Below are 23,877 nucleotides of genomic sequence, written 5' to 3'. Positions count from 1 at the left end.
ACACACCTCGGTCCGCTCGGGCAGAGGCTTCGCACCACCCCGGGCACGGTCCCTGTCACGGCGATCCGTCTCCGGCTCCGGACGCACTCAGCGGGAAGCCTTCACCGCTGCCAGAGGAAGGCGGCCTCGCCGCAGGGGCGGCAGTGGAAGACGTAACCGCGGCCGCCTCCGCCGAAGTTGGCGGAGGTCTCGAAGTCGTGACCCTCTTCGAGTTCGGCCGCGAAGCTCATACGGGCGGCGCAGGAGGGGCAGCCGGGAGTCTCGTCGCCCTGGATCCAGTCGGGTTCGCCGCCCAGCCGCCCCAGCACCGGCTCCGCGGTCGGGGTGTCGGCCGGGTGGGGGCGCAGGGCGGTCACCGCGCCGAGCAGCGTCTCACCCCCGGCGGGGACGGGGGCCGCCGACAGCGGTCCTTCGAACACGTAGGCGCGGTTGGCACCGGAGGTGGCGTCCCAGTCGTCGCACATGCCCGGGTCGTTCTGGCAGAGGAAGACGCCGATCACCCCCGGGTCGAGGGGCAGGTGGGCGAGGAACAGCATGGGCCCGCCGCACTCGCGGCAGTCGGGCCAGACGAATCCCTCCGGGACGAGCGGCACTCCCCCCGTGCGCGGCCCGGGAGCGTCGGATGCGGCTGTCCCGCCGTGTACCAGAAGCATGGCCGAAGCCTAGGCGCGCCCTTTCCCCCTCCGACCGGCAGGGGGGCCGGGCGCTGCCGGAGCCGACCGCCCCCACTACCGGCTGCCGGCTACCGCCCCAGCCGCTGCGCGACCTCCGTCGCCCAGTACGTGAGGATCATCTGCGCGCCCGCGCGCCGGATGCCGGTGAGGGACTCCAGGATCGCCTGGTCCCGGTCGATCCAGCCCTTCTCCGCCGCCGCCTCGATCATCGCGTACTCTCCGCTGATCTGGTACGCCGCGACCGGCACGTCCACCGCGTCCGCGACCTTCGCCAGCACGTCGAGGTAGGGCCCGGCCGGCTTGACCATCACCATGTCGGCGCCCTCGTCGAGGTCGAGCGCCAGCTCGCGCATCGACTCGCGCAGGTTGGCCGCGTCCTGCTGGTACGTCTTGCGGTCACCGCTCAGGGACGAGCCGACGGCCTCGCGGAACGGCCCGTAGAAGGCGGAGGCGTACTTCACGGTGTACGCCAGGATCGACACGTCCTCCTTGCCGATCGTGTCGAGCGCGTCGCGGATGACGCCGACCTGGCCGTCCATCATGCCGCTCGGCCCCACGACGTGGACGCCCGCGTCGGCCTGGACCTGCGCCATCTCGGCGTACCGCTCCAGGGTGGCGTCGTTGTCGACGCGCCCGTCGGCGTCCAGCACGCCGCAGTGCCCGTGGTCGGTGTACTCGTCGAGGCACAGATCCGACATGATCACCAGGTCGTCGCCGACCTCGGCCCGCACGTCCCGGATGGCGACCTGGAGGATGCCGTCCGGGTCGGTCCCCGCCGTACCGGCCGCGTCCTTCTTCTCGTCCTCCGGCACGCCGAACAGCATGATCCCGGAGACCCCGGCCTCTACCGCCTCCACGGCGGCCTTCCGCAGCGTGTCCCGCGTGTGCTGCACGACGCCGGGCATCGCCGAGATCGGCACCGGCTCGCTCACGCCCTCCCGCACGAACGCGGGCAGGATCAGGTTCGCCGGATGCAGCCGCGTCTCCGCCACCATCCGCCGCATCACGGGCGTGGTACGCAGCCGCCGCGGCCGCGCCCCGGGAAAGGATCCGTACACAGTCATGCCCTCACGCTACGCCCGCCCCACCGGTGCCTTTGCCGACGCCCAGTCGGCGCCGCCGGTGGGCGCCGCCGGTGGGCGCCGCCGGTCGGTGCCACCCGCTCGGCAGGCCGCACCCGCCGGTCACCGCTCCCTCCCCGTCGGCCTGCCCGGGTGAGGCGGCTGTCAGTGCGGCTGGCTAGCCTGCGCGGGTGACGCAGACGCCCGGCGACGACCGCCGCCTCCCGCCCGCCCTCGCCGAACTGGCCCGACGGCGCTTCGACTACGACGGGGGCGACGGCATCGACTTCGAGCCGTACGACGCCTTCCACCCCGCCGACGAGACCACCGACTGGTTCCGCCACTGGACGGGCAACCACGAGCTGGAGGACGTCCCCTACCGCGTCTTCGGCCAGGACGGCTCGGGCGGGCTCGCGGCGGTCTGGTTCGCGCGCCCCGGTCGGCCCCTCCCCGAACAGCCCGTGGTGTTCATGGGCTCGGAGGGCGAGAGCGGCGTGGTCGCCGGGAGCCTGTCCGACTTCCTGTGGGTGGTGGCCGACGGGGTGGGCCCGCTGGAGTCCGTCCTGTACGAGGCGCCCGAGCCCCGCCCGAGCGTGCCGCGCACCGAGCTCACCGCGCTCGCCGAACGCCACGCGACCACCCCGCGCCGCCCGGCCCGCGACATCATCACCGAGGCCCGCGCGGAGTTCCCCACCTTCACCGAGGACCTCGACGAACTGTGCCGCTGACGTCCGGCTGACGCCCCCGGCCGCTCAGGAGGCCGGGGCGGCGGCAGCGGGAGCCGCCCGGACCGGCCGGGCGGTCATTCCCTTGTCGCGCGGTCGAACCGGGCTGCCCAGTCACGGAGTTGGTCGAACATCTCGGGCGGGTCGAGCACGCGGAACTCGGCGCCCAGGGAGCCCAGGGCCAGGGTCGGCCAGTCCAGCGAGTCGCTGGTCATGCGGACCCGGCAGTGCTCGGCGTCCACCTCCTCGACCGTGCTCCACCGCCCGATCCGCTGCCGTACGGTCGCGGCCGGCGCGTCCACCAGGACCGTCACTCGGTGGGGGCGGGGCAGGCCGCCGATCCCGGCGCGGACGAACTCGGCGGCGTCGGCGGCGGGCAGGGCGCGCGGACGGAACGGCGTGCCGGTGCCCTCCGGCGCGGTGAGCCGGTCGACCCGGAAGCTGCGCCAGTCCTGCCGGGTGAGGTCGTACGCGACCAGGTACCAGCGGCGTGCGAGGCGGACCAGCCGGTGGGGCTCGACCTCCCGGTCGGTGCGGCGGCCGTCGGCGGCGGTGTAGCCGAAGCGGAGCCGTTCGCTGTCCCGGCAGGCCAGCGCCAGCGTGGTGAGCACGCCCGGGTCGACGCCCGCCCGGTCCGGGCTGCCCCAGCCGGCGGGCACGGTCATCGCGCGCAGCGCCTCGACCCGGTGGCGCAGCCGGGCGGGCATCACCTGCGCCACCTTGGCCAGCACCCGGACCGACGATTCGGCGATGCCCTCCACCGCGCCCTCCGCGGCGGTGTGCAGCCCGACGGCGAGGGCGACGGCCTCGTCGTCGTCGATGACCAGGGGCGGCAGCGCTGCCCCCGCGGCGAGCTGGTAGCCGCCGTCGACCCCGCGCTGGGCCTCCACCGGATAGCCGAGTTCGCGCAGCCGGTCGACGTCCCGGCGCAGCGTGCGGACGGAGACGCCGAGCCGGTCGGCCAGTTCGTTCCCGGGCCAGTAGCGGTGGGTCTGCAGGAGGGACAGCAGTCGCAGTGTCCGGGTGCTGGTGTTCGCCATGCCTCCGATTCTCCCGGGAATTCAGGACGGAAAGTGGCCGCTATGACTCCTACCGTGGTCGTAGAACGAGGAACACGGAACCCACCGGAGGCGGAAGACCATGACCGAGACCTCGAACCCGAACGAGACGGCCACCCTCACCGGCGAGCGTGCCGACCTGTTGCAGACGCTGGGCATGCACCGGAACTTCCTGCGCTTCACCACCCAGGGCCTCAGCGACGAGCAGGCCGGGCGGCGGACCACCGTCAGCGCCCTGTGCCTGGGCGGCCTGATCAAGCACGTCGCCGAGATGGAGCGCCTCTGGGTGGACTTCATCGTGGAGGGCCCGTCGGCCATGCCCGACTTCGACGCCATGGCCGAGGGCGACCAGGCCGCGCGGGGGGACGAGTTCCGGCTGCTGCCCGGCGAGACGCTGGCCGGTGTGCTGGCCGAGTACGAGGCGGTGGCCCGCCGGACCGACGAGCTGATCGCCGCCCTGCCCGACCTGGACATGGACCATCCGCTGCCGGAGGCGCCGTGGTTCAAGCCCGGCCTCCGGTGGTCGGCCCGCCGGGCGCTGCTGCACGTCATCGCCGAGACCGCCCAGCACGCCGGTCACGCCGACATCATCCGCGAGTCCCTGGACGGCGCCAAGACGATGGGGTGACCGGTACGCCGCCCGCGAAAAGCACCCGAACGACATCCTCCGGCCACCGCCTGACCGGACCGTCGTCCGGGCGGCCGCGGCGGCCCGGCGTCCCTCCGCACGGCACCGGACGCGGGCCGGGGGGACGCCGGGCGACAACCGGCGGTCTCGTGGAGCGTCAGCCCTGCGGCGGCACGGGGACGAGCGCCTCGCTCGGCCGGCTGGTCGGGGTGAAGCGGGTGATTCCGGGCCCGGTCGGCACCAGGGCCTTGTGGATGGCCTGGGAGACCTTCTGAATGGTGGTCACGCCGTAGTCCATGGTGCTGTTGTCGTGCGTCAGCACGGTGATCGCGTAGTCGTGGCCGGCGCCCTGGAAGGTGCCCAGGCTGTGCACGCGCCAGCCGTGCGTGGAGCGCTGGAGCCAGCCGTTCTTGACCCCCACGGAGACGGAGGACGGGACGCCGGCCGGGGTGCCCCAGCGCTGCGAGGAGACGACCTGGCCCATCAGTTTCCGTATGTAGGCGCGGGCGTTGTCGCTCAGCACGCTGTTCCTGGCGGTGATGAGCGACAGCAGCCTCTGCTCGTCCCTGACGTTCACCTGGGTCAGGCCCCAGTAGCCGCCGCTGCCCGGCACGGTCCCGGTCATGCCGGCGGCGCTCAGGAAGCCCTTGATCTTCGTAGTGCCGAGCTGCTTCCAGAGCTTGCTGGTCGCGGCGTTGTCGGACTTGGTGATCATGGCTGTGGCGAGCGACTGCTCGCTGCCCGTGAGGTACCTGTTCTGCTTCTTGGCGTCCCACAGCAGTGCGGCGAGCACGGTGACCTTGACGGTGCTGGCCGAGTCGTAGGAGTGGGTGGCCCGCAGGGTGCAGCTGGTCTTGGTGGCGCGGTCGTAGAGGCCGAGGGCGACGGTGCTCTTGCGACCCGCGAGGGCGGCCGTGATGTCCTTCTTCAGCTTGGCGGCGAGGCCGTCCTTGGCCGACGTGCAGCTCACGGTCGGAGTGGCGGCGACGGCGGTGGTCGGAATGAGGGCGGGTACGAGCAGCGCGGTACTGACGACGGCCGCGAGCGCGCCGCCCCGGCCTATGGTCCGGCGAGTCATGCAGAAGTCCTTCTCGAGGTCCTACGGGCGTCCCCCGAGCGCCGTCGGGCGCACGCGGGCATCGCCTCGTGGGACTCACCGGGGCGATCGGAGGTTGTACGCGGGTTTCAGGGAGCGAAGGGCTCCAGGGCCGGCCCTCCGGAGCGGGCACCCCGACGTGCGGCCGGGAGGGTCCGAGGAGGGTCCGGGGAGGCCCGTACGCCGCCGTTCACGGGCCGTCGCCGGGAGCAGGGTCCAGCTCGGCCCACACCGTCTTGCACGGCACCGGCCCGTGCCGCACGCCCCAGCGGTCCGCCAGCTCCTCGACGAGCAGCAGCCCGTACCCGCACTCCCCCGGCACCTCGCCGGCGAGCCGTCCCCGTACCGGCGTCCGGTCACCCCGCGTGTCGGTGACCTCGACGCACAGCGTGCCCGAGCCGGTGAGGGCCAGGGTGAGGCGGAAGCTCCGCCCCGGCACCCGGCCGTGCAGCACGGCGTTGGCCGCGAGTTCGGCGACGATCAGCAGCGCGGGGTCGTCGGGCACCTCCCACTCCCGCAGCCGCTCGGCGGCGAGCAGCCGGGCGAGCCGGGCGCCGCGCCGGGTGGCGGACAGCGGTACGGAGAACCGGTGCGGGGAGTCGGCGCACAGCGGGCCGACGGCAGCGCTTTCACGAGTCACGCCGCCCAGCGTGGCCGCGCCCGGCCGCCGGTTGAAGGACGGCCGCCCGTGCGGACACCCGCTGTCCGCCCCCGTCCCACTCACGTCCGGGCTGTCCGGGGTTACCGGGACGCCGCCCACACCGTTGTGCAGGGAAGGGCCGACGGCGGAGGGAGGGCGGCAGACGTGATCGACGGCGACTCGTGTCTGGACGACGAGGAGGCGGGCGCGGTGGTGCGCGCGGTCACCCGCCAACTGAAGCTGTGGCGCGAGGCGGCCGGCCTCACCCAGACCGAGTTCGGCCGCGCCATCGGCTACGGCGAGGAACTGGTCTCCTCCGTGGAGCGGGGCCGCCGCATCCCGCGCCCGGAGTACCTGGACGCGGCGGACGAGGCCCTGGGCGCGGGCGGCAAGGTCGCGGCGATGAAGGAGGAACTGGCGGAGGTCAGGTACCCGAAGAAGGTCCGGGACGTGAAGCGCCTGGAGGCCGAGGCGGTGGAGATCTGCTCCTACAACAACTCGGTCATCGACGGACTGTTGCAGACGGAGGAGTACGCGCGGGCGGTGTTCGCTTCCCGTCGGCCTCCGTTCACGGAGGAGGAACTGACGCAGCAGGTCGCCGCACGCACGGCACGTCAACAGATCGTGACCAGTGCTGCCGCTTCGCCCGTCCTTAGCTTCGTCCAGTGTGAGTCGACTCTGCGGCGGCCTTACGGGGGCACAATGGCGATGCGCAGGCAACTCGAACACTTATTGCAAATGGGCGAGTTGCGGAGTGTCGATATTCAGATCATGCCCCTCGCGCGTGAGGGCAACGCCGGGGTCGACGGCCCCTTCCGGGTACTCAGGCTCAAAGACGGGACCACGATGGGCTACAACGAGGTGCAGCTCACCAGTCGTGCGATCGTCGAGCCGAAACTCGTACAGGTCCTTGAGATCCGCTATGGGATCATCCGTGCCCAGGCGCTCACGCCCGAAGAGTCCCTTGCCTTCATCGAGAAAATGCTGGGAGAGCCATGAGCTTCAAGCCCGCCTGCGGGGTCGGGACAGTGATCGAATGGATAAAGAGCAGCTACAGCGGCGCAGACACCCCCTCCTGCGTCGAAGTGGCCTGGATCAAGAGCAGCTATAGCACCTCCGACGGCCCCGACTGCGTCGAGGTCGCCACCGCCCCCGACCGCATCCTCGTCCGCGACTCCAAGAACCCCACCGGCCCCCGCCTGGCCCTCGCCCCCACCACCTGGGCGGCCTTCGTGCCCTACGCCTCCGGGCGCTGACCCGGACGACACCGCGGCCCCGTACCCGAGTGCTCGGGTACGGGGCCGCGGTGTGCGCTCGCGCCTACGTCGTGGAGCGCCGCCGCCGCGCCCCCGGGCGCCGCTCGGACGGCCGGGTGACCGGGTCGCCGGCCTCCACCGCCGCCGCGCGGCGCTTCGCGCCGAACTCCGCCAGCGCCTCCGCCAGCTTCGTCACCGACGGCTCCGGCGACAGGACGTCGACCCGCAGGCCGTGCTCCTCCGCCGTCTTCGCCGTCGCCGGGCCGATGCACGCGATCACCGTGACGTTGTGCGGCTTGCCCGCGATGCCGACGAGGTTCCGCACGGTCGACGACGACGTGAACAGCACCGCGTCGAAGCCACCGCCCTTGATCGCCTCGCGGGTCTCCGCCGGCGGGGGCGAGGCGCGCACGGTCCGGTACGCCGTGACGTCGTCGACCTCCCAGCCCAGCTCGATCAGCCCGGCCACCAGCGTCTCGGTGGCGATGTCGGCGCGCGGCAGGAACACTCGGTCGATCGGGTCGAAGACCGGGTCGTACGGCGGCCAGTCCTCCAGCAGCCCCGCCGCGGACTGCTCCCCGCTCGGCACCAGGTCCGGCTTGACGCCGAACTCCACGAGCGCGCGGGCGGTCTGCTCGCCCACCGCCGCGACCTTGATCCCGGCGAAGGCGCGGGCGTCGAGCCCGTACTCCTCGAACTTCTCCCGGACGGCCTTGACGGCGTTGACCGAGGTGAAGGCGATCCACTCGTACCGGCCGGTGACGAGCCCCTTCACCGCGCGCTCCATCTGCTGCGGCGTGCGCGGCGGCTCGACGGCGATGGTGGGCACCTCGCTGGGCACCGCGCCGTACGACCTGAGCTGGTCGGAGAGGGACGCCGCCTGCTCCTTCGTGCGCGGCACGAGGACCTTCCAGCCGAACAGCGGCTTCGACTCGAACCAGGCGAGCCGGTCGCGCTGGGCGGCGGCGCTGCGCTCACCGACCACGGCTATGACGGGCTGGTGGCCGTCCGGCGAGGGCAGCACCTTCGCCTGCTTCAGCGTCTGCGCGATGGAGCCGAGCGTGGCCGTCCAGGTCCGCTGCCGGGTGGTCGTCCCGGCGACGGTGACCGTCAGGGGGGTGTCGGGCTTGCGGCCCGAGGCGACCAGCTCGCCGGCGGCCGCGGCGACGGCGTCCAGCGTCGTGGACACCACCACGGTGCCGTCGGACGCGCCGACCTCCGTCCAGCAGCGGTCGCTGGCGGTGCGGGCGTCGACGAAGCGCACGTCCGCGCCCTCGGCGTCACGCAGCGGCACACCGGCGTACGCGGGCACGCCGACGGCGGCGGCGACACCGGGCACGACCTCGAACGGGATGCCCGCCGAGGCGCAGGCGAGCATCTCGGCGCCCGCGTTGCCGTCGAGCCCCGGGTCGCCGCTCAGCGCACGCACCACCCGCTTGCCGCTGCGCGCGGCCTCCATGACAAGATTGGCCGCGTCCCTCAACACCGGGACGACGGCGGCTGTTGACGCATCGTCGACAACCGTCAGCTCGGGCGTGCTCACGCCCGCCCGCGCGTGGCCGCGTACGACGTCGAGCACGTCCGGCTCGGCGATCAGTACGTCCGCGCCGGCGAGCGCCTCGACGGCGCGCAGTGTCAGCAGCCCCGGATCACCGGGTCCGGCGCCGAGGAAGGTGACGTGCCCCCACGCGGAGAACGCCGAGGAAGCCTTGGATGCGGTGGTGGGGCTCAAAGTGCTCGCTCCCCCATAAGACCGGCCGCGCCCTTGGCGAGCATCTCGGACGCGAGTTCGCGACCGAGGGCCACCGCGTCGTGGTGCGACGTGGGTACGGGACCGGTGGTGGACAACTGCACCAGCGTGGAGCCGTCGGTCGTGCCGACGACGCCGCGCAGGCGCATCTCATGAACATCGTGGTCGCCGGAGTGCGGCAGGTCGGCGAGCGCGCCCACGGGCGCGGAGCAGCCGGCCTCCAGGGCGGCGAGCAGGGACCGCTCGGCGGTGACGGCCGCCCGCGTGTGCGGGTCGTCGAGCCGCGCCAGGACGGCGACGAGGTCGGTGTCCGCGGCCGGGCACTCGATCGCCAGCGCGCCCTGGCCCGGGGCGGGCAGGACGGTGTCGACCGACAGGTACTCGGTCACCTCGTCGGCCCGGCCGATGCGGTTCAGGCCGGCCGCGGCCAGCACGACCGCGTCGAGCTCCCCGTCGCGGACGAAGCCGATGCGGGTGTCGACGTTGCCCCGGATGGGGACGGTCTCGATCCGCAGGCCGTGGTCCCGGGCGTAGGCGTTGAGCTGCGCCATGCGGCGCGGCGAGCCGGTGCCGACGCGGGCGGCGCGCCCCCGCGAGGGGGCGGCCAGCTCCGCGAGCGGCAGCCCGTCGCGGGCGACGAGCGCGTCGCGCGGGTCCTCGCGCCGCGGGATCGCGGCGAGGGCCAGCTCGTCGGGCTGCGTGGTGGGCAGGTCCTTCAGCGAGTGCACGGCGAAGTCGACGTCACCGGCGAGGAGCGCGTCGCGCAGCGCGGTGACGAACACACCGGTGCCGCCGATCTGCGCGAGGTGCTCGCGGGAGGTGTCCCCGTACGTGGTGATCTCGACGAGCTCCACGGGGCGGCCGGTCAGCTCGCGGACGGCGTCCGCGACCTGCCCGGACTGGGCCATGGCGAGCTTGCTCCGCCTGGTTCCCAGCCTCAGTGCCCTCTGGGTGCTCTGGGCCCTCTCGGTCATACTCGCCCTCGGTTCACGTCGGCGTCCGTCAGGTCGGCCCGCGAGACGGCGGCGACCGTCTCCGGGTCGAGGTCGAAGAGTGTGCGCAGCGCGTCGGCGTACCCGGCGCCACCCGGCTCGCTGGCGAGCTGCTTCACGCGCACGGTCGGCGCGTGGAGCAGCTTGTCGACGACGCGGCGCACGGTCTGGTTGATCTCCGCGCGCTGCTTCTCGTCGAGTGCGGGGAGGCGCCCCTCCAGGCGGGCCATCTCGCTCGCGACGACATCGGCGGCCATCGTGCGCAGCGCGACGACGGTCGGGGTGATGTGCGCCGCGCGCTGGGCCGCGCCGAAGACGGCGACCTCGTCGGAGACGATGGAGCGGACCCGGTCGACGTCGGCGGCCATCGGCGCGTCCGCGGACGCCTCGGCGAGCGACTCGATGTCGACCAGTCGCACGTTCACCATGCCGTGCACCGCGTGGTCGATGTCGCGGGGCATGGCCAGGTCGAGCAGCGCGAGCGGCGCGGTGCGGCCCACCAGGGCGCTCTCGACGGCCTGGCCGGTCAGGACGAGGCCGGTCGCGCCGGTGCAGGAGACGACCACGTCGGCCAGGGCCAGCTCGTCGCCGACCGCGGACATGCCGACCGCGCGGGCGGCCACGCCCGTGCCGCCGGGCTCGGTGAGGATCCGTACGAGCCGCTCGGCCCGCTCGGCGGTCCGGTTGGCGATGACGACCTCGTCGACGCCGGCGCGGGCGAGGGTCGCGGCGGCCAGCGACGACATGGAGCCGGCGCCGATGACGAGGGCGCGCTTGCCCTTCGCCCAGGCGTTCACGTCGGCCCGGCCGACGGCGAGCTGCTCCAGGCCGAAGGTGACCAGCGACTGCCCGGCGCGGTCGATGCCGGTCTCGCTGTGCGCGCGCTTGCCGACCCGCAGCGCCTGCTGGAACAGGTCGTTCAGCAGCCGGCCGGCGGTGTGCAGCTCCTGGGCGCGGGCGAGGGAGTCCTTGATCTGGCCGAGGATCTGGCCCTCGCCGACGACCATGGAGTCCAGCCCGCACGCCACCGAGAACAGGTGGTGGACGGCCCGGTCCTCGTAGTGCACGTAGAGGTGGGGGGTCAGCTCCTCCAGCCCCACGCCGCTGTGCTGGGCGAGGAGCGTGGACAGCTCGGCGACACCGGCGTGGAACTTGTCCACGTCGGCGTAGAGCTCGATGCGGTTGCAGGTCGCGAGGACCGCCGCCTCGACGGCCGGCTCGGCCGCGAGGGTGTCCTGGAGCAGCTTGGCCTGCGTGTCGGAGTCGAGGGAGGCCCGCTCCAGCACGCTGACCGGCGCGCTGCGGTGGCTGAGGCCGACGACGAGGAGACTCATGCCGGCATCACGGCGGGGACGTCCCCGTCGGGTCCTTTCCGGCCCCCCTGGGCGGCCGGGGCGGCGACCTCGCGCACGGCGGCGGCGGCCGCGGGCGGCAGGACGGCGTCCGCGACACCCGCCTCCTCGCCGGCCTTGCGCTGCTCGTGGAAGGCGAGGATCTGCAGCTCGATGGAGAGGTCGACCTTGCGCACGTCGACGCCGTCCGGCACGGACAGCACGGTCGGCGCGAAGTTCAGGATCGAGGTGACACCGGCCGCGACGAGCCGGTCGCAGACCTGCTGGGCGGCGCCGGCCGGGGTCGCGATGACACCGATCGACACGCCGTTGTCGTCGATGATCTTCTCGAGGTCGTCGATGTGCCGGACCGGGATGCCGGCGACGGGCCGCCCGACCATCGAGGCGTCGGCGTCGAGCAGCGCGGCCACGCGGAAACCGCGCGAGGCGAAGCCGCCGTAGTTGGCGAGGGCCGCGCCGAGGTTGCCGATGCCGACCATGACGATCGGCCAGTCCTGTGTGAGACCGAGCTCGCGGGAGATCTGGTAGACGAGGTACTCGACGTCGTACCCGACACCCCGCGTGCCGTACGAGCCGAGGTAGCTGAAGTCCTTGCGCAGCTTGGCCGAGTTGACCCCGGCAGCCGCGGCGAGCTCCTCGGAGGAGACCGTGGGTACGGAGCGCTCCGACAGCGCGGTGAGGGCCCGCAGGTACAGCGGGAGCCGGGCGACGGTGGCCTCGGGAATGCCTCGGCTACGGGTCGCCGGTCGGTGAGTTCGGCCAGTTGCCACGGTGCTCCTGCGGGATGAGCGGGGCTGCGGGCGGCCCGTCCCGAGACCGCCCCGTCGACAGCAGGCTATGTCTTTGTGAACGCGTGCACAAAGATGATGTCCGCTTTGTCCGTGCAAAGTGACCGGGGTCACGCAACTCCATCGCGCCATCACGGAACCGGCGGGAGCCACCACGCGTTCGATCTCTGGATAGGGCAAAACCGAGCACACTCCCCACGATGACGCCCCCGAAACCGAACAAAACGCACACGATGGTAACCGTCTTTTCCCGGTCACCACGCCATTCGGCCCACTCGCGGCCGACTTCCCGCCCGACCCTCCCGGGCGCCCTCCCGCCGCCCCTCCGGCCGGAGCCCTTCCGCCCGGCCTCAGCCCAGCAGCTCCGCCCGCAGCCGCGCCGCGTCCACGCGCCAGAAGGTGTGCTGCTCGCCGTCGACCAGCACGACGGGGATCTGCTCCCAGTAGGCGCGGTGCAGCTCCTCGTCCTCGGTGATGTCCCTCTCCTCCCACGCGGCCCCCGTCTCGGCGCAGACCCGCGCGACGACCTCGCGCGCGTCGTCGCACAGGTGGCAGCCGGGCTTGCCGATGAGCGTGACCGTCCGGGGCCCGTCGGCCCTCTTCTTCCTGCGTCCGAACATGCGCCCATTGTCCGCGCCCGCGCGGCCCCGGTTCACCCCCCGGCCGCCGGGCGTTCCCCCTGACGGCGTCCCCGCGTGTCGGGCAGGACCGAACACACTGGCTATGCTCGCGTCATGGCCGCACTCGGATGGCTCACCCCGCGCAGGCGCTCCGCCACGGCACGCAGCGTGCTGGCCGGCGAGGCCGCGGCGGAGGCGGCGCGCAAGACCTCGCAGCAGCTGCAGCTCCTGACCGAACCGGAAGCCGAGTTCCCGGTGCGCGGCGACGTCCGCGCCGCCGCCTTCTTCGACCTGGACAACACGGTGATGCAGGGCGCCGCCCTGTTCCACTTCGGCCGCGGCCTGTACAAGCGGAAGTTCTTCCAGCGCCGAGAGCTGGCCCGCTTCGCCTGGCAGCAGACCTGGTTCAGGCTGGCCGGGGTCGAGGACCCCGAGCACATGCAGGACGCCCGCGAGAGCGCCCTGTCGATCGTGCGCGGCCACCGCGTCTCCGAGCTGATGACCATCGGCGAGGAGATCTACGACGAGTACATGGCCGACCGCATCTGGCCGGGCACCCGCGCCCTCGCCCAGGCCCACCTCGACGCCGGCCAGAAGGTCTGGCTCGTCACCGCGGCGCCCGTCGAGACGGCGACGATCATCGCCCGCCGACTGGGGCTGACCGGCGCCCTCGGCACGGTCGCCGAGTCGGTGGAGGGCGTGTACACGGGCCGGCTGGTCGGCGAGCCGCTGCACGGGCCCGCCAAGGCGGAGGCCGTCCGCGCCCTCGCCGCCAAGGAGGGCCTGGACCTGGAGCGCTGCGCCGCGTACAGCGACTCGCACAACGACATCCCGATGCTCTCCCTCGTCGGCCACCCCTACGCCATCAACCCGGACGCGCAGCTGCGCCGGTACGCCCGGGAGCGGGAGTGGCGGCTGCGCGACTACCGGACCGGGCGCAAGGCCGCGAAGGTCGGCATCCCGGCCGCCGCGGGCGTCGGCGCCCTGGCCGGCGGCACGGCCGCCGCGGTCGCCCTGCACCGCCGCCGCCGCTGACGCGCAGCCGACGCGCCTCCGCCGCCCCGCCACCGCTGAAGCACCCCCGCCGCCGCCCCGCCCGGGCGTCCAGGGCCGTCCAGGTGAGGCCCGGGGGCGCACCGGAGCGTGCGCGGGCCAATCACCGGTCTTACCCGCCTGGCGCGGGCCCCAGTCGCGCCCGACGCACTCGACCACAACTCATCCAGCGGTCAGACAGAAAACGAAGTTATCCAGGCAGCAAACGGTCACCAACTGCGCCTGGATCCGTCGCGCAGCCGTAAGAGAAGCGACTGAATCGATGATTTGAGCAACTCGGTGTAGCGCTCCCTGCACGAAGCGTTATTCTCCTCAGACGCATACGGAACCCCCCACACGTCGCCACGACGAGTGAACGGTCCCGCACTGCACGTGATGGAAGCTCTGCCTCTGGGAGTCCCGTGTACCCACACGTCGGGGTTGACGCCTCGGGCCTGGCTACGCTCCGCGCAACGGTCCTCGACCACTTGCGCGGCTTCGTCCCCACCGCGTACGCCGTCCCCGCCTTCGCCGTACCGGCCCCCGCCGGTCCCTGCTACGCCCTGGCCGACGGCGGTGCCGCCGCCGTCGGAAGACGGGGCGGACGCGGCGGCTCGGGCACCTCGACCGCCGCCCGGCGGCCCACCGCCGACAGCGACAGCGCCCGCATGATGGAGCTGGTCGAGCGCGCCCAGGCCGGTGAGGCCGAGGCGTTCGGCCGCCTGTACGACCAGTACAGCGACACCGTCTACCGCTACATCTACTACCGCGTCGGGGGGAAGGCGACCGCGGAGGACCTCACCAGCGAGACGTTCCTGCGCGCCCTGCGCCGCATCTCCACCTTCACCTGGCAGGGGCGGGACTTCGGCGCCTGGCTGGTCACGATCGCGCGGAACCTGGTCGCCGACCACTTCAAGTCGAGCAGGTTCCGGCTCGAAGTGACCACCGGGGAGATGCTCGACGCCAACGAGGTCGAGCGCAGCCCGGAGGACTCGGTGCTGGAGTCCCTCTCCAACGCCGCCCTGCTCGAAGCGGTGCGCAAGCTGAACCCGCAGCAGCAGGAGTGCGTCACCCTGCGCTTCCTCCAGGGCCTGTCGGTCGCCGAGACCGCGCGCGTCATGGGGAAGAACGAGGGCGCGATCAAGACCCTCCAGTACCGCGCCGTGCGGACCCTCGCCCGGCTCCTCCCCGAAGACGCCCGCTGAGCCGACCGCCCCACCGGCCCGCCGGTCCCTCGGGTCCCGCCCGCCCCGTCCGTCCCGCCCGTCCCCCTCCCCGTCGACCGACCCCGGTGACCACCTCATGACGCGCTGGTCCGATCATCTTCCGTCCGTAACCCAAGTGCCGAGACGCTCGTTGTGCGGGATGCAGGCTCCCTGTGGTCGCGCCGTGTCCACAGCCACTCACTCGTTCGTGTGGATGTGTTCAAGGTGTGCAACCTTCCGGACCCCTTGGGGAGTCGACCGTCATGACGAGAGGAGGTGCCGCCAGTGATCGCGAACGTATCGGCGCACCGGCGGGCGAACGCCTTCGCCCAGGCCCTGGAAGATCAGGCGGCCCAGCAGCCCGAGGCGTCGGCCGGACCCACCGAGCACGGTCCGCTGCTGGCCGTGGCGAACGGCCTCGGCGAACTGCCCAAGCCGGCGTTGGACCCCGAGGTGAAGGTGGTGCAGCGAGCGCAGCTCGTCGCCGCCATGGAAGCGATGCTCCAGGAAGGCACGGCCGCGGGCGGTGCGTCCGCGGACCCTACGGTTCCGGAGCAGCGGACGTCGAGCGGCCGGGGCGCGCACCGCGCCACCGCCCTCCGGAAATTGCGGCCCCGCAGCCGCTGGTCGAAGGGGTTGGCCGCCGGCGGCCTGACCGTGGGCGTGGCGGCGGGGGCGTTCAGCGGGGTGGCCGCTGCCAGTTCCGACGCCCTCCCGGGTGACTCGCTGTACGGGTTGAAGCGCGGCATGGAGGATCTGACACTCGGTCTGGCGGACGACGACGCCGACCGGGGCGAGATCTACCTCGACCACGCCTCCACCCGGCTCAGCGAAGCACGGCGGCTGATGGAGCGCGGCCGCGTCGGCCAGTTGGACCACGAGTCGCTCAACGAGATCCGCCGCGTCCTCAACGGCATGCAGCACGACGTGTCCGAGGGCCACCGACTCCTCCGCCTCGCCTACGAGCGGGACGGCCGCATCGGCCCGATGGCGACGCTCGACTCGTTCGCCCGCAACCACCGCGGCACGTGGGACGGCCTGCGCGACAAGCTGCCGCCCCAGCTGACCGACGTCCGCGACCAGGTGACGTCCGTGTTCGACGCCATAGACGAACAGGTCGGCCCGCTCCAGGCGCAACTGCCCAGCACCCCGCAGAAGAGCGACGGCCGCGGCTCCGCCAAGCCGGGGACACCAGGCGGCTCGACGGGCCCCGCCCCGTCCCGCCAGTCCCCGTCCAGCCCCCACGCCCAGCCGCCCGGCGGCACCGGGGACAGCCCCCGCCCGACCGACTCCCGGCCCTCCGCGGACCAGGGCCTCATCGGCGGCGACACCGGCGGTCTCCTCGACCCGGACGGACCGGCGACATCGGCACCGCCCGACCAGGACGGCACGCCCGAGGCACCGGTCCCCGCGCCGGACGTCACCCTGCCGCCACTGCTGCCCGGCATCCTCCCGGGCCTCGGCATCGACCAGGACGACGCCCGCTAGCGCGGCGCCCGCACCCCCGCGGCCGTACGACGGGCGCCGCTCCCCCACGGAGCGGCGCCCGTCGCCGTACGCCCCTCGCCGCGCAGCCACCTTCGCGGGCGCGGCTCAGAAGAAGACCGACCGCCTGCGCACCAGCAGCTTGTACAGCGTGTGCTGGATCTGCTCCCGCACCTGGTCCGTGAGGTTGAACATCAGCATCGGATCCTCCGCCGCCTCCGGCGCGTACCCGTCGGTGGGGATCGGCTCACCGAACTGGATCGTCCACTTCGTCGGCAGCGGCAGCGCCCCCAGCGGCCCCAACCACGGGAAGGTCGGGGTGAGCGGGAAGTACGGGAAGCCCAGCAGGCGCGCCAGCGTCTTGGCGTTGCCGACCATCGGGTAGATCTCCTCGGCGCCGACGATCGCGCAGGGCACGATCGGCGCGCCCGCCCGCAGCGCCGTCGACACGAAACCGCCCCGCCCGAACCGCTGGAGCTTGTACCGCTCGCTGAACGGCTTGCCGATGCCCTTGAAGCCCTCCGGCATCACCCCGACGACCTCGCCCCGCCGCAGCAGCCGCTCGGCGTCCTCCGCGCACGCCAGCGTGTGCCCGGCCTTGCGGGCCAGCTCGCTGACGACGGGCAGCATGAACACCAGGTCCGCGGCGAGGAGCCGCAGGTGCCGGTCGGCGGGGTGGTGGTCGTGGACGGCGACCTGCATCATCAGCCCGTCCAGCGGCAGCGTGCCCGAGTGGTTCGCCACCACCAGGGCGCCGCCCTCGGCGGGGATGTTCTCGACGCCGAGCACCTCCACCCGGAAGTACTTCTCGTACAGGGGCCGCAGCAGCGACATCAGGACCTGGTCGGTGAGCTCCTCGTCGTACCCGAACTCGTCGACCTCGTACTCGCCGGTGAGGCGGCGGCGCAGGAAGGCGAGGCCGCCGGCGACGCGGCGCTCCCACGCGCCGCCGTCCGCGGGCCGTTCGGCCGGCGGCGGCGCGGGGTCGGCGGCCGGGGGCGTCGGCGGGCCCGGCAGCGGGGTCACCCCCGCCGCGGCGCCCCCCGCCGCCGACCGCCTGCGGGCCGCGCGCGGCGCACCGCCGCGCGGCCGGTCCTCGTCGAAGGGGATGACCTTGGCGTCCGCCATCGTTAGCCCGCGCTCCTTGTCCCGTCCGTCCCGGCTGATGCTTCCGTCCCGGCTGTCGTACCGGTCCCCGGTGGCGCGGCGCCGATCATCCCGCCGCCCCCGGCGTCCCCGCCGCTCCCGCCGCCGGCGCCCCTGCCGCCGCCGGGCGTTCCCGCCCGCGCCGGCGCCGTCGCGGGTACCCGCCCGCGCCCCGGCGTCACGACCGCTTCGCCGTCCACTGGGCGACGCCGTCGCCGAGGCGGGCGGCCACGCCGTCGACCGCCGCCGCGATGGCGGCGGGGGGCAGGATCCCCGGCCCCCGGTGACGGGCGAAGTCCGCGAAGGTCTCGGCCGTGGTGTACGACGGCGTGAAGCCGAGGGTCTCGCGCATCTGCGTCGTACTGACCACCCGGCCGTGCGTCAGCAGCCGGACCTGCTCCGGCGAGAAGTCGCTCAGGCCGACCGTCCGCAGCGCCGTGCCCACCCAGGTGACGGCGGGCGGCAGCACGGGGACGGTCGGCCGGCCCAGGCGCCTGGCGCACTGAGAGAGCGTCAGCACGCCGTCGCCCGCGATGTTGAAGGTGCCGCTGTTGAGCGTGGCCCGGCGGGGCTCCGACGAGGCGATCCGCAGCACGTCCAGCACGTCGTCCTCGTGGACGAACTGGAGCCGCGGGTCGTACCCGAGGACCGTCGGCAGCACGGGCAGCGAGAAGTACTCGGCGAGCGGGGAGTCGGCCCCGGGGCCGAGGATGTTGGCGAAGCGCAGGACGCACACGGCGACGTCGGGGCGGCGCCGGGCGAAGCCCCGTACGTACCCCTCGACCTCGGCGACGTCCTTCGCGAAGCCGCCGTGGGGCAGCGACTTGGGCGGTGTCGTCTCGGTGAAGACGGCCGGGTCGCGCGGGGCCGAGCCGTAGACGCCGGTGCTGGAGCGGACGACGAGCCGGGTGACCGTGGGGCACTTCTGGCAGGCGCCGAGCAGCTGCATCGTGCCGATGACGTTGGTCTCCTTGACCGCGGTCCGGCCGCCGCCGCCCAGCGGGGTCGCCGAGACGTCCAGGTGGACGACCGTGTCCACCCCGTGCTCGGCGAGGAGGCGGCCGAAGGCGGGCTGCCGGATGTCCGTGCGGACGAAGAGGGCACCGCCGAGGGGGTGGGCGGGGGCGAGGGCGTCCACCCCGATGACGCGGTCGACGTCGGGATCGCGGGTGACGCGTCGTACGAAACGGCCGGCGAGCGGCCGGGCCACCCCGGTGACGAGCACGACCCTGCCCAAGATCAGCGCCTTCCGTTCGGTCCCGAGCGTGTGGCTGCCACCGTAGCGGGTGGCTGTCGCGCTGTGACGACCGCCGACGCGGAAACGTCCGGAACCGAAGGCCGCCGGGCGCGGCCCGGACATGACCGCGGCCCTCCCACCGTCACCGGTGGGAGGGCCGCGAGGCGCACGTGAAGCCGCCGCTTACTTCTTGTTGCGACGCTGCACACGGGTGCGCTTCAGAAGCTTGCGGTGCTTCTTCTTCGCCATCCGCTTGCGCCGCTTCTTGATAACAGAGCCCACGACTACCCTCGCTCACTTCTCGGAACACCCCCGCATCAGCGGGGATCTCGGTGCGGGGCGTCTGGGCCCACACGACCTACGTCGGCCTAGCCTACCCGTCGAAGCGCCGAGGTCGTAATCCGAGGGTGGGGACGGGACTCCGCCCTGTGCGGACCGTGCGGTCTTATGCGGTCTCCACCCCCACGAAGGACTCGCGGAGGTACTCGTGCACCGCCTGCTCCGGCACCCGGAAGGACCTCCCCACCCGGATGGCCGGCAAATGACCGCTGTGCACCAACCGGTACACGGTCATCTTCGATACGCGCATCACCGAGGCAACTTCTGCCACGGTCAGGAACTTGACCTCGTTGAGAGGTGTCTCGCCAGCAGCAACCATGACCCACCTGTACCTTCCGCACATGACGCCACCGGCTTCCCCTCCGGTGACTCTTCGTCGCTGTGCGCTCACTCCCCAGACTAGGGGCGGTTGATACGGGTGGGGAAGAGGAGCAGCCATCCGCCGCCTACTGTGACAGACACGCCCGATTGAGTACATAGCGAGTGAGCGGCCGGTAGTAATCGGACCGCACCCCGTCGTCGAGCGGCACGGTCACGGCGACCCGCCCCTCGGCCTCCGCGACGAACGGCGCGGGGTCGTCCGCGTCGGCCAGCCCGATGGCCTCGATACCCATCTGACCTGCTCCGCAGACCCATCCGTGGTCCCCCACCACCAGCTCCGGGAGAGGCCCGCCGCCCTCGGCCGCGGCCTCCAGGGCGACCCGCACGGGCAGCGGCGAGTGGGTGTGTGCGCCCGGCTCACAACCGGCGCCTCCGACCTGCGGTTCCCGCACCATCGCGACTCCCCGTACGTAGTCGAGGTTGTACGTGCGTAGACCCAATCGGGTCGTTATGTCGACAGATCTCCCCTGCGCGGGGGTGAGAACGAGACATCCTGCCGACGACATGGCGTCTGCCAACATGGCGTAGAACGGCAGGAGTCGGTGCGGGTGGCCGGTGCCGAGGAGCACGGGGGCGCGGCGGGCGGCCGCGGCCGCGAGCCGTTCGGCGAAGGCGTCGAGAGCGCGCAGGGTGCGGTCGGGGTCGATGACGTCGGCGCCGGTCCGGTGCCGGGGGTCCGGGGAGACGCCGCACCTGTCCGCCATGAGCCGTAACAGGGCCGACTCGTCCCAGGGCCGGTCGGGGTCGAGTCCGAGGGTGGCCCGCGGGTCGCCGGCGGCGAACAGCCGGTAGTTGCGCAGGCTCCGTTCGCGGAGGGTGGCCACGCGGCCGGCCAGCCCGGCCGCCAGCAGGTGCGCGCGCAGCGCCGCGGTCGTCAGCACCCCGTCGATGCTGCCGCACGGCGCGGCCGCGCGCGCCGGATTTCCCGGGCCGCCGCACGGTCGGCGTAACGCCGCCGCGCGGGCCGGGGGCCGGTACGGGGGCTCGGCCGGGTTCCGGCGGGCCGGGGCTCATCGGGTTCCGGTGGGGTGGGGCTCGCCGGGTTCCGGTGGGGCGGGGCTCGCCGGGTTCCGGTGGGGCGGGGCTCGGCCGGGGTCCCGGGGGTTCAGGTGAGGGGGCCGGGTCAGACGAGGAGGCCGCGCAGCGGGAAGACGGCCCGGCGGGTGGCGAGGACGGCTTGGTCGAGACGGTCCTCCGGGTCGTAGCCGTCCTCCCAGGCCCGCCAGGTCACCGGCCACCGGCCGTCGGTCATCCGCCGGGGCGCGGGCTGCCGGGTCCGCGCGTACACGAGGTCGCGCCAGGCCGGCGGGACGTCCGTGTCCGGGGGTACGTCCGCGCCGGCGACGATGCCGACGAGGTGCGCCCAGGACCGCGGGACGACGTCGACGACCGCGTACCCGCCGCCGCCGAGGGCGATCCACCGGCCGCCCTCCGCGTGTTCGTCGGCGAGCGCGCGGCACGCCAACTGCACGGCCCGCTGCGCGTCGAGGGAGACGGCGAGGTGGGCGAGCGGGTCCTCGAAGTGGGTGTCGGCCCCGTGCTGGGTGACGAGGACCTGGGGCCGGAAGTCGGCGAGCAGTTCGGGGACGACGGCGTGGAAGGCGCGCAGCCAGCCGGCGTCGCCGGTGCCGGCGGGCAGGGCGACGTTGACGGCGCTCCCTTCGCCGGGGCCCTGGGCACCGGTCTCCTCGGGCCTGCCGGTGCCGGGGAAGAGGGTGCGGGGGTGTTCGTGGAGGGAGATGGTGAGGACGCGGGGGTCGTCCCAGAACGCGGCCTGCACGCCGTCGCCGTGGTGGACGTCGACGTCGAGGTAGGCGACGCGTTCGGCGCCGAGCTCCAGGAGCCGGGCGATGGCGAGCGACGCGTCGTTGTAGACGCAGAAGCCGGCGGCGGCGCCGGGCATGGCGTGGTGGAGGCCGCCGGTGAAGTTGACGGCCCGGGTGGCGGTGCCGCGCCACACCGCTTCGGCGGCGCCGACGGAGAGCCCCGCGATGAGCGCGGACGCCTCGTGCATCCCGGCGAACGCCGGGTCGTCGAGGGTGCCGAGCCCGTAGTCCTGGTCGGCGCGGGCGGGGTCGGCGGACGCGGCACGGACGGCGGCGACGTAGTCCTCGCGGTGGACGAGGCGCAGGGTGGAGTCCCCGGCGGGTTTGGCCGAGACCACGTCGACGGACCGGTCGAGTCCGAGGGCCCGCACCAACTCCACGGTCAGCGCGAGCCGTACGGGGTCCATCGGGTGGCTGGGCCCGAAGTCGTACCGGGTCGCTGCGTCATCCCACATCAACAGTGCGCGGCCGCTCATGACCGCCACCGTATCGGTCTGGTTGCTCCGTGAACGATCCGGCGTACGCGACGGCGAGGAGGACGAGGAGGAGCGGTACGACCATGGCGCCCCGGGGGTCCCACGCCGCGCCGAGCGCGCCGACGAGGGGCGCTCCGACGAGGTAGCCGAGGTAGGTGAAGACGTTGAGCCGGGCGACGGCGGCGTCGGTGGCGCCGGGGCCCCGGCCCTGGGCGGCGCGTCCGGCAGCGGCGAAGGTCTGCGGGACGAGGACGCTGAGGCCGAGGCCGAGCGCGGTGAAGCCGGCCAGCCCGGTGAGGGGCCCGGGGGCCGCGGCGACGGCGGCGAACCCGCAGGCGGCGAGCAGCCCGCCGCCCCGTACGACGGCCGGCGCCCCGAACCGCCGGACGGCCCGGTCGCCGCCGGCCCGGCCGAGGAGGGTGGTGGCCGCGTAGGCGTTGTACGGGAGGGTCGCGAGGGCTTCGGAGCCGCCGAGGACGTCACGGAGGTAGGTGGCGCTCCAGTTGGAGACGGTCGAGTCGCCGATGTAGGCGACCGCCATGACGACGCACAGCGGCACGAGGGCCCGCCCGCCGGTGCCACGGGGCCGGCGGGCGCCGCGGGTGGGCGTGGCGGCGTTCTGCGGGGCCTGGTGGCGTGTGGGGGGCGTCGGGGCGCCGTCGGTGTGCCGGGGGCCGGTGAGGAGGACGGCGGGCAGCAGGAGCAGGACGACGGGGGCGTAGGAGAGGCCGAGCGGCAGGCCGGCTCGTACGGCGGCCCAGGCGAGGGTGGCTCCGGCGATCCCGCCGAGGCTGTACGCGGCGTGGAAGCCGAGCATGATGCTGCGGCCGTGGGCGTGTTGGAGGCTGACGCCGAGCATGTTCATGGAGGCGTCGAGCGCGCCGACGGCCAGGCCGAAGGTGCCGAGCGCGACGGCGAGGTGCCAGGTGTGGTGTCCGGTGCCGACGGCGAGTAGGGCGAGCAGGACCAGGGGTTGGCTGCACCGCAGGACGGTGCGCGCGGGGACGCGGGTGACGAGCGTCCCGGTGGTGAGGCTGCCGACGCCGGCGAGGAGGGGCACGGCGGCGAGGAGGGCGGTGAGGGCCGCGTCGGGGACGCCGTAGCGGCTTTGGACGGCGGGGACGCGGGTGACGAGCAGGGCGAAGGTGATGCCCTGGGTGAGGAAGGAGAAGGCCAGCGCTGTCCGCCCGCGCCGCAGCCGCACCGGGGTCTTCGCCGCTTCCGTCATGGCCGGAAAGGGTAGGGCGGGGGTCGGGTCGTGGACAGACCTGTCACAGGAGGAGGTCGGGCAGGTCCGCCATGTCGTCGAAGTATCCGGTGGCGCCGGTGAGTTGCGCGGCGGTGTTCATGGCGGTGAAGGCGTACACGTCCATCCCGGCGGCGTTGGCGGCCTGTACGCCGAGGGGGCTGTCCTCGACGACGGCGCAGCGTTCGGGGGCGATGCCCATGCGCTCGGCGGCGTGGAGGAAGAGGTCGGGGGCGGGCTTGCCGCGGCCGACGTCCTGGGCGCTGAAGACGGCGTCGGGCGCGAACCAGAGGTCGAGGCCGGTCTTGCGGTGTCCGACGCGGATCCGTTCGTGGCTGCCGGAGGAGGCGACGCAGTAGGGGACGCCGGCGGCGACGAGTTTGCCGAGGGCGTCGGTGACGCCGGGGACGGCGGTGAGGTCCCGTTCGAAGGCGGCGAAGACGCGGGTGTGGAAGGTCTGGTCGAAGTCGTCGGGCAGCTGCTGGCCGGTCCGTTCGAGGATGGTGTCGTGCACGCGGTGCATGGCCCCGCCCATGTAGTCCCGCAGGGACTCCTCGTAGGTGGTCGGGTGCCCGAGTTCGGTCAGGTAGCCGGCCAGGAGGGCGTTGGAAAGGGGTTCGCTGTCCACGAGGACGCCGTCGTTGTCGAATATGACCAGGTCGTAGCGCATGACATCACCCTAGACGCAAAAAAGCCCCGGCCCCGAGGAACGGATTCCTCGGGGCCGGGGCCACAATTTGTTCGGCGGTGTCCTACTCTCCCACAGGGTCCCCCCTGCAGTACCATCGGCGCTGAAAGGCTTAGCTTCCGGGTTCGAAATGTAACCGGGCGTTTCCCTAACGCTATGACCACCGAAACACTATG

25 protein-coding genes and 1 rRNA gene are annotated in these 23,877 nt (G+C 73.3%); 7 read left to right on the top strand and 19 right to left on the bottom strand.

The window, feature by feature from the left end; genetic code table 11:
* Nucleotides 1–101: 101 nt before the first annotated feature.
* Together LPA54_RS29670 and hemB are read right to left on the bottom strand one after the other, a co-directional pair.
* On the bottom strand, nucleotides 102–653 hold the full coding sequence (locus LPA54_RS29670) for a DUF1963 domain-containing protein (RefSeq protein ID WP_228983557.1): 552 nt from the start codon (nucleotides 651–653) through the stop codon (nucleotides 102–104).
* A gap of 89 nt (nucleotides 654–742) precedes the next feature.
* Nucleotides 743–1,738 (bottom strand): porphobilinogen synthase, encoded by a 996-nt coding sequence (hemB, locus tag LPA54_RS29665; protein WP_228983556.1) that lies wholly within the window; start codon nucleotides 1,736–1,738, stop codon nucleotides 743–745.
* Between the two features lie 188 nt (nucleotides 1,739–1,926).
* Here hemB and LPA54_RS29660 point away from each other — a divergent pair, with 188 nt between their 5' ends.
* Nucleotides 1,927–2,463: an SMI1/KNR4 family protein gene (locus LPA54_RS29660; RefSeq protein WP_228983551.1), complete on the top strand. Its 537-nt coding sequence runs from the start codon at nucleotides 1,927–1,929 to the stop codon at nucleotides 2,461–2,463.
* A gap of 74 nt (nucleotides 2,464–2,537) precedes the next feature.
* Here LPA54_RS29660 and LPA54_RS29655 read toward each other — a convergent pair whose 3' ends face one another.
* A complete protein-coding gene (locus LPA54_RS29655; RefSeq protein WP_228983549.1) occupies nucleotides 2,538–3,500 on the bottom strand; it encodes a YafY family protein in 963 nt (320 codons plus the stop codon).
* A 100-nt stretch (nucleotides 3,501–3,600) separates the two neighbouring features.
* Between LPA54_RS29655 and LPA54_RS29650 the strand changes: the two genes are divergently transcribed.
* On the top strand, nucleotides 3,601–4,146 hold the full coding sequence (locus tag LPA54_RS29650) for a DinB family protein (protein ID WP_228983547.1): 546 nt from the start codon (nucleotides 3,601–3,603) through the stop codon (nucleotides 4,144–4,146).
* A gap of 157 nt (nucleotides 4,147–4,303) precedes the next feature.
* Here LPA54_RS29650 and LPA54_RS29645 read toward each other — a convergent pair whose 3' ends face one another.
* Nucleotides 4,304–5,224: a serine hydrolase gene (locus LPA54_RS29645; RefSeq protein ID WP_228983544.1), complete on the bottom strand. Its 921-nt coding sequence runs from the start codon at nucleotides 5,222–5,224 to the stop codon at nucleotides 4,304–4,306.
* Nucleotides 5,225–5,432: 208 nt separating this feature from the next.
* Complete coding sequence (locus LPA54_RS29640; protein WP_228983542.1) at nucleotides 5,433–5,882, bottom strand: ATP-binding protein; 450 nt, start codon at nucleotides 5,880–5,882, stop codon at nucleotides 5,433–5,435.
* 165 nt (nucleotides 5,883–6,047) lie between these two features.
* On the opposite strand from LPA54_RS29640, the gene LPA54_RS29635 reads away from it, so the two are divergent.
* Both LPA54_RS29635 and LPA54_RS29630 read left to right on the top strand, forming a co-directional pair.
* Nucleotides 6,048–6,881: a helix-turn-helix transcriptional regulator gene (locus LPA54_RS29635; protein WP_228983540.1), complete on the top strand. Its 834-nt coding sequence runs from the start codon at nucleotides 6,048–6,050 to the stop codon at nucleotides 6,879–6,881.
* Nucleotides 6,878–7,138: a DUF397 domain-containing protein gene (locus tag LPA54_RS29630; protein ID WP_228983538.1), complete on the top strand. Its 261-nt coding sequence runs from the start codon at nucleotides 6,878–6,880 to the stop codon at nucleotides 7,136–7,138. The genes LPA54_RS29635 and LPA54_RS29630 overlap by 4 nt, the downstream gene beginning before the upstream one ends.
* 64 nt (nucleotides 7,139–7,202) lie before the next feature.
* On the opposite strand, the gene LPA54_RS29625 is transcribed toward LPA54_RS29630, so the two are convergent.
* The 5 genes from LPA54_RS29625 to LPA54_RS29605 all read right to left on the bottom strand — a co-directional run bounded on the left by LPA54_RS29625 (nucleotide 7,203) and on the right by LPA54_RS29605 (nucleotide 12,640).
* Nucleotides 7,203–8,870, bottom strand: coding sequence for a bifunctional uroporphyrinogen-III C-methyltransferase/uroporphyrinogen-III synthase (locus LPA54_RS29625; protein WP_228983536.1), 1,668 nt, complete (start codon nucleotides 8,868–8,870; stop codon nucleotides 7,203–7,205).
* Nucleotides 8,867–9,862: a hydroxymethylbilane synthase gene (gene hemC, locus LPA54_RS29620; protein WP_228983533.1), complete on the bottom strand. Its 996-nt coding sequence runs from the start codon at nucleotides 9,860–9,862 to the stop codon at nucleotides 8,867–8,869. Before hemC ends, LPA54_RS29625 begins: the two co-directional genes overlap by 4 nt.
* A complete protein-coding gene (locus LPA54_RS29615) occupies nucleotides 9,859–11,214 on the bottom strand; it encodes a glutamyl-tRNA reductase (RefSeq protein ID WP_228983532.1) in 1,356 nt (451 codons plus the stop codon). The genes hemC and LPA54_RS29615 overlap by 4 nt, the downstream gene beginning before the upstream one ends.
* Nucleotides 11,211–12,002 (bottom strand): redox-sensing transcriptional repressor Rex, encoded by a 792-nt coding sequence (locus tag LPA54_RS29610; RefSeq protein ID WP_228983531.1) that lies wholly within the window; start codon nucleotides 12,000–12,002, stop codon nucleotides 11,211–11,213. The genes LPA54_RS29615 and LPA54_RS29610 overlap by 4 nt, the downstream gene beginning before the upstream one ends.
* 368 nt (nucleotides 12,003–12,370) lie before the next feature.
* On the bottom strand, nucleotides 12,371–12,640 hold the full coding sequence (locus LPA54_RS29605) for a glutaredoxin family protein (RefSeq protein WP_228983529.1): 270 nt from the start codon (nucleotides 12,638–12,640) through the stop codon (nucleotides 12,371–12,373).
* 114 nt (nucleotides 12,641–12,754) lie between these two features.
* Between LPA54_RS29605 and LPA54_RS29600 the strand changes: the two genes are divergently transcribed.
* The 3 genes from LPA54_RS29600 to LPA54_RS29590 all read left to right on the top strand — a co-directional run bounded on the left by LPA54_RS29600 (nucleotide 12,755) and on the right by LPA54_RS29590 (nucleotide 16,365).
* On the top strand, nucleotides 12,755–13,675 hold the full coding sequence (locus LPA54_RS29600) for an HAD family phosphatase (RefSeq protein WP_228983527.1): 921 nt from the start codon (nucleotides 12,755–12,757) through the stop codon (nucleotides 13,673–13,675).
* Between the two features lie 419 nt (nucleotides 13,676–14,094).
* Nucleotides 14,095–14,877 carry an ECF subfamily RNA polymerase sigma factor, BldN family gene (locus tag LPA54_RS29595; protein ID WP_058944271.1) on the top strand — a complete coding sequence of 261 codons (783 nt, stop codon included), beginning with the start codon at nucleotides 14,095–14,097 and terminating at the stop codon, nucleotides 14,875–14,877.
* Between the two features lie 285 nt (nucleotides 14,878–15,162).
* Nucleotides 15,163–16,365 (top strand): DUF5667 domain-containing protein, encoded by a 1,203-nt coding sequence (locus tag LPA54_RS29590; protein ID WP_228983526.1) that lies wholly within the window; start codon nucleotides 15,163–15,165, stop codon nucleotides 16,363–16,365.
* 105 nt (nucleotides 16,366–16,470) lie between these two features.
* Here LPA54_RS29590 and LPA54_RS29585 read toward each other — a convergent pair whose 3' ends face one another.
* From LPA54_RS29585 to rrf, 9 genes are all read right to left on the bottom strand, one after another.
* Nucleotides 16,471–17,490, bottom strand: a complete 1,020-nt coding sequence (locus tag LPA54_RS29585) for a lysophospholipid acyltransferase family protein (protein WP_228983525.1) — start codon at nucleotides 17,488–17,490, stop codon at nucleotides 16,471–16,473.
* Nucleotides 17,491–17,686: 196 nt separating this feature from the next.
* Nucleotides 17,687–18,745, bottom strand: coding sequence for an NAD-dependent epimerase/dehydratase family protein (locus tag LPA54_RS29580; protein WP_228983524.1), 1,059 nt, complete (start codon nucleotides 18,743–18,745; stop codon nucleotides 17,687–17,689).
* A 183-nt stretch (nucleotides 18,746–18,928) separates the two neighbouring features.
* On the bottom strand, nucleotides 18,929–19,027 hold the full coding sequence (locus LPA54_RS29575; protein WP_003948845.1) for an AURKAIP1/COX24 domain-containing protein: 99 nt from the start codon (nucleotides 19,025–19,027) through the stop codon (nucleotides 18,929–18,931).
* A gap of 163 nt (nucleotides 19,028–19,190) precedes the next feature.
* On the bottom strand, nucleotides 19,191–19,403 hold the full coding sequence (locus LPA54_RS29570) for a helix-turn-helix domain-containing protein (RefSeq protein WP_058944276.1): 213 nt from the start codon (nucleotides 19,401–19,403) through the stop codon (nucleotides 19,191–19,193).
* Between the two features lie 127 nt (nucleotides 19,404–19,530).
* The gene (locus LPA54_RS29565; protein ID WP_228983523.1) at nucleotides 19,531–20,346 is read right to left on the bottom strand and encodes a phosphatase; all 816 of its coding nucleotides are present in this window, start codon (nucleotides 20,344–20,346) and stop codon (nucleotides 19,531–19,533) included.
* Nucleotides 20,347–20,588: 242 nt separating this feature from the next.
* A complete protein-coding gene (locus LPA54_RS29560) occupies nucleotides 20,589–21,767 on the bottom strand; it encodes an acetoin utilization protein AcuC (RefSeq protein ID WP_228983521.1) in 1,179 nt (392 codons plus the stop codon).
* Nucleotides 21,736–22,995: an MFS transporter gene (locus LPA54_RS29555; RefSeq protein ID WP_228983519.1), complete on the bottom strand. Its 1,260-nt coding sequence runs from the start codon at nucleotides 22,993–22,995 to the stop codon at nucleotides 21,736–21,738. Before LPA54_RS29555 ends, LPA54_RS29560 begins: the two co-directional genes overlap by 32 nt.
* Nucleotides 22,996–23,038: 43 nt before the next feature.
* Nucleotides 23,039–23,683, bottom strand: coding sequence for an HAD family phosphatase (locus LPA54_RS29550; RefSeq protein ID WP_228983517.1), 645 nt, complete (start codon nucleotides 23,681–23,683; stop codon nucleotides 23,039–23,041).
* Between the two features lie 69 nt (nucleotides 23,684–23,752).
* A 5S ribosomal RNA gene (gene rrf, locus LPA54_RS29545) occupies nucleotides 23,753–23,869 on the bottom strand.
* Between the last annotated feature and the right edge of the window lie 8 nt (nucleotides 23,870–23,877).

The organism is Streptomyces sp. DH12, assembly GCF_020873895.1.
In the GTDB taxonomy this organism is placed as follows: Bacteria; Actinomycetota; Actinomycetes; order Streptomycetales; family Streptomycetaceae; genus Streptomyces.
The sequence above is the reverse complement of the archived record's forward strand: the minus strand, read 5'-3'. Positions and strand labels throughout refer to the sequence as shown.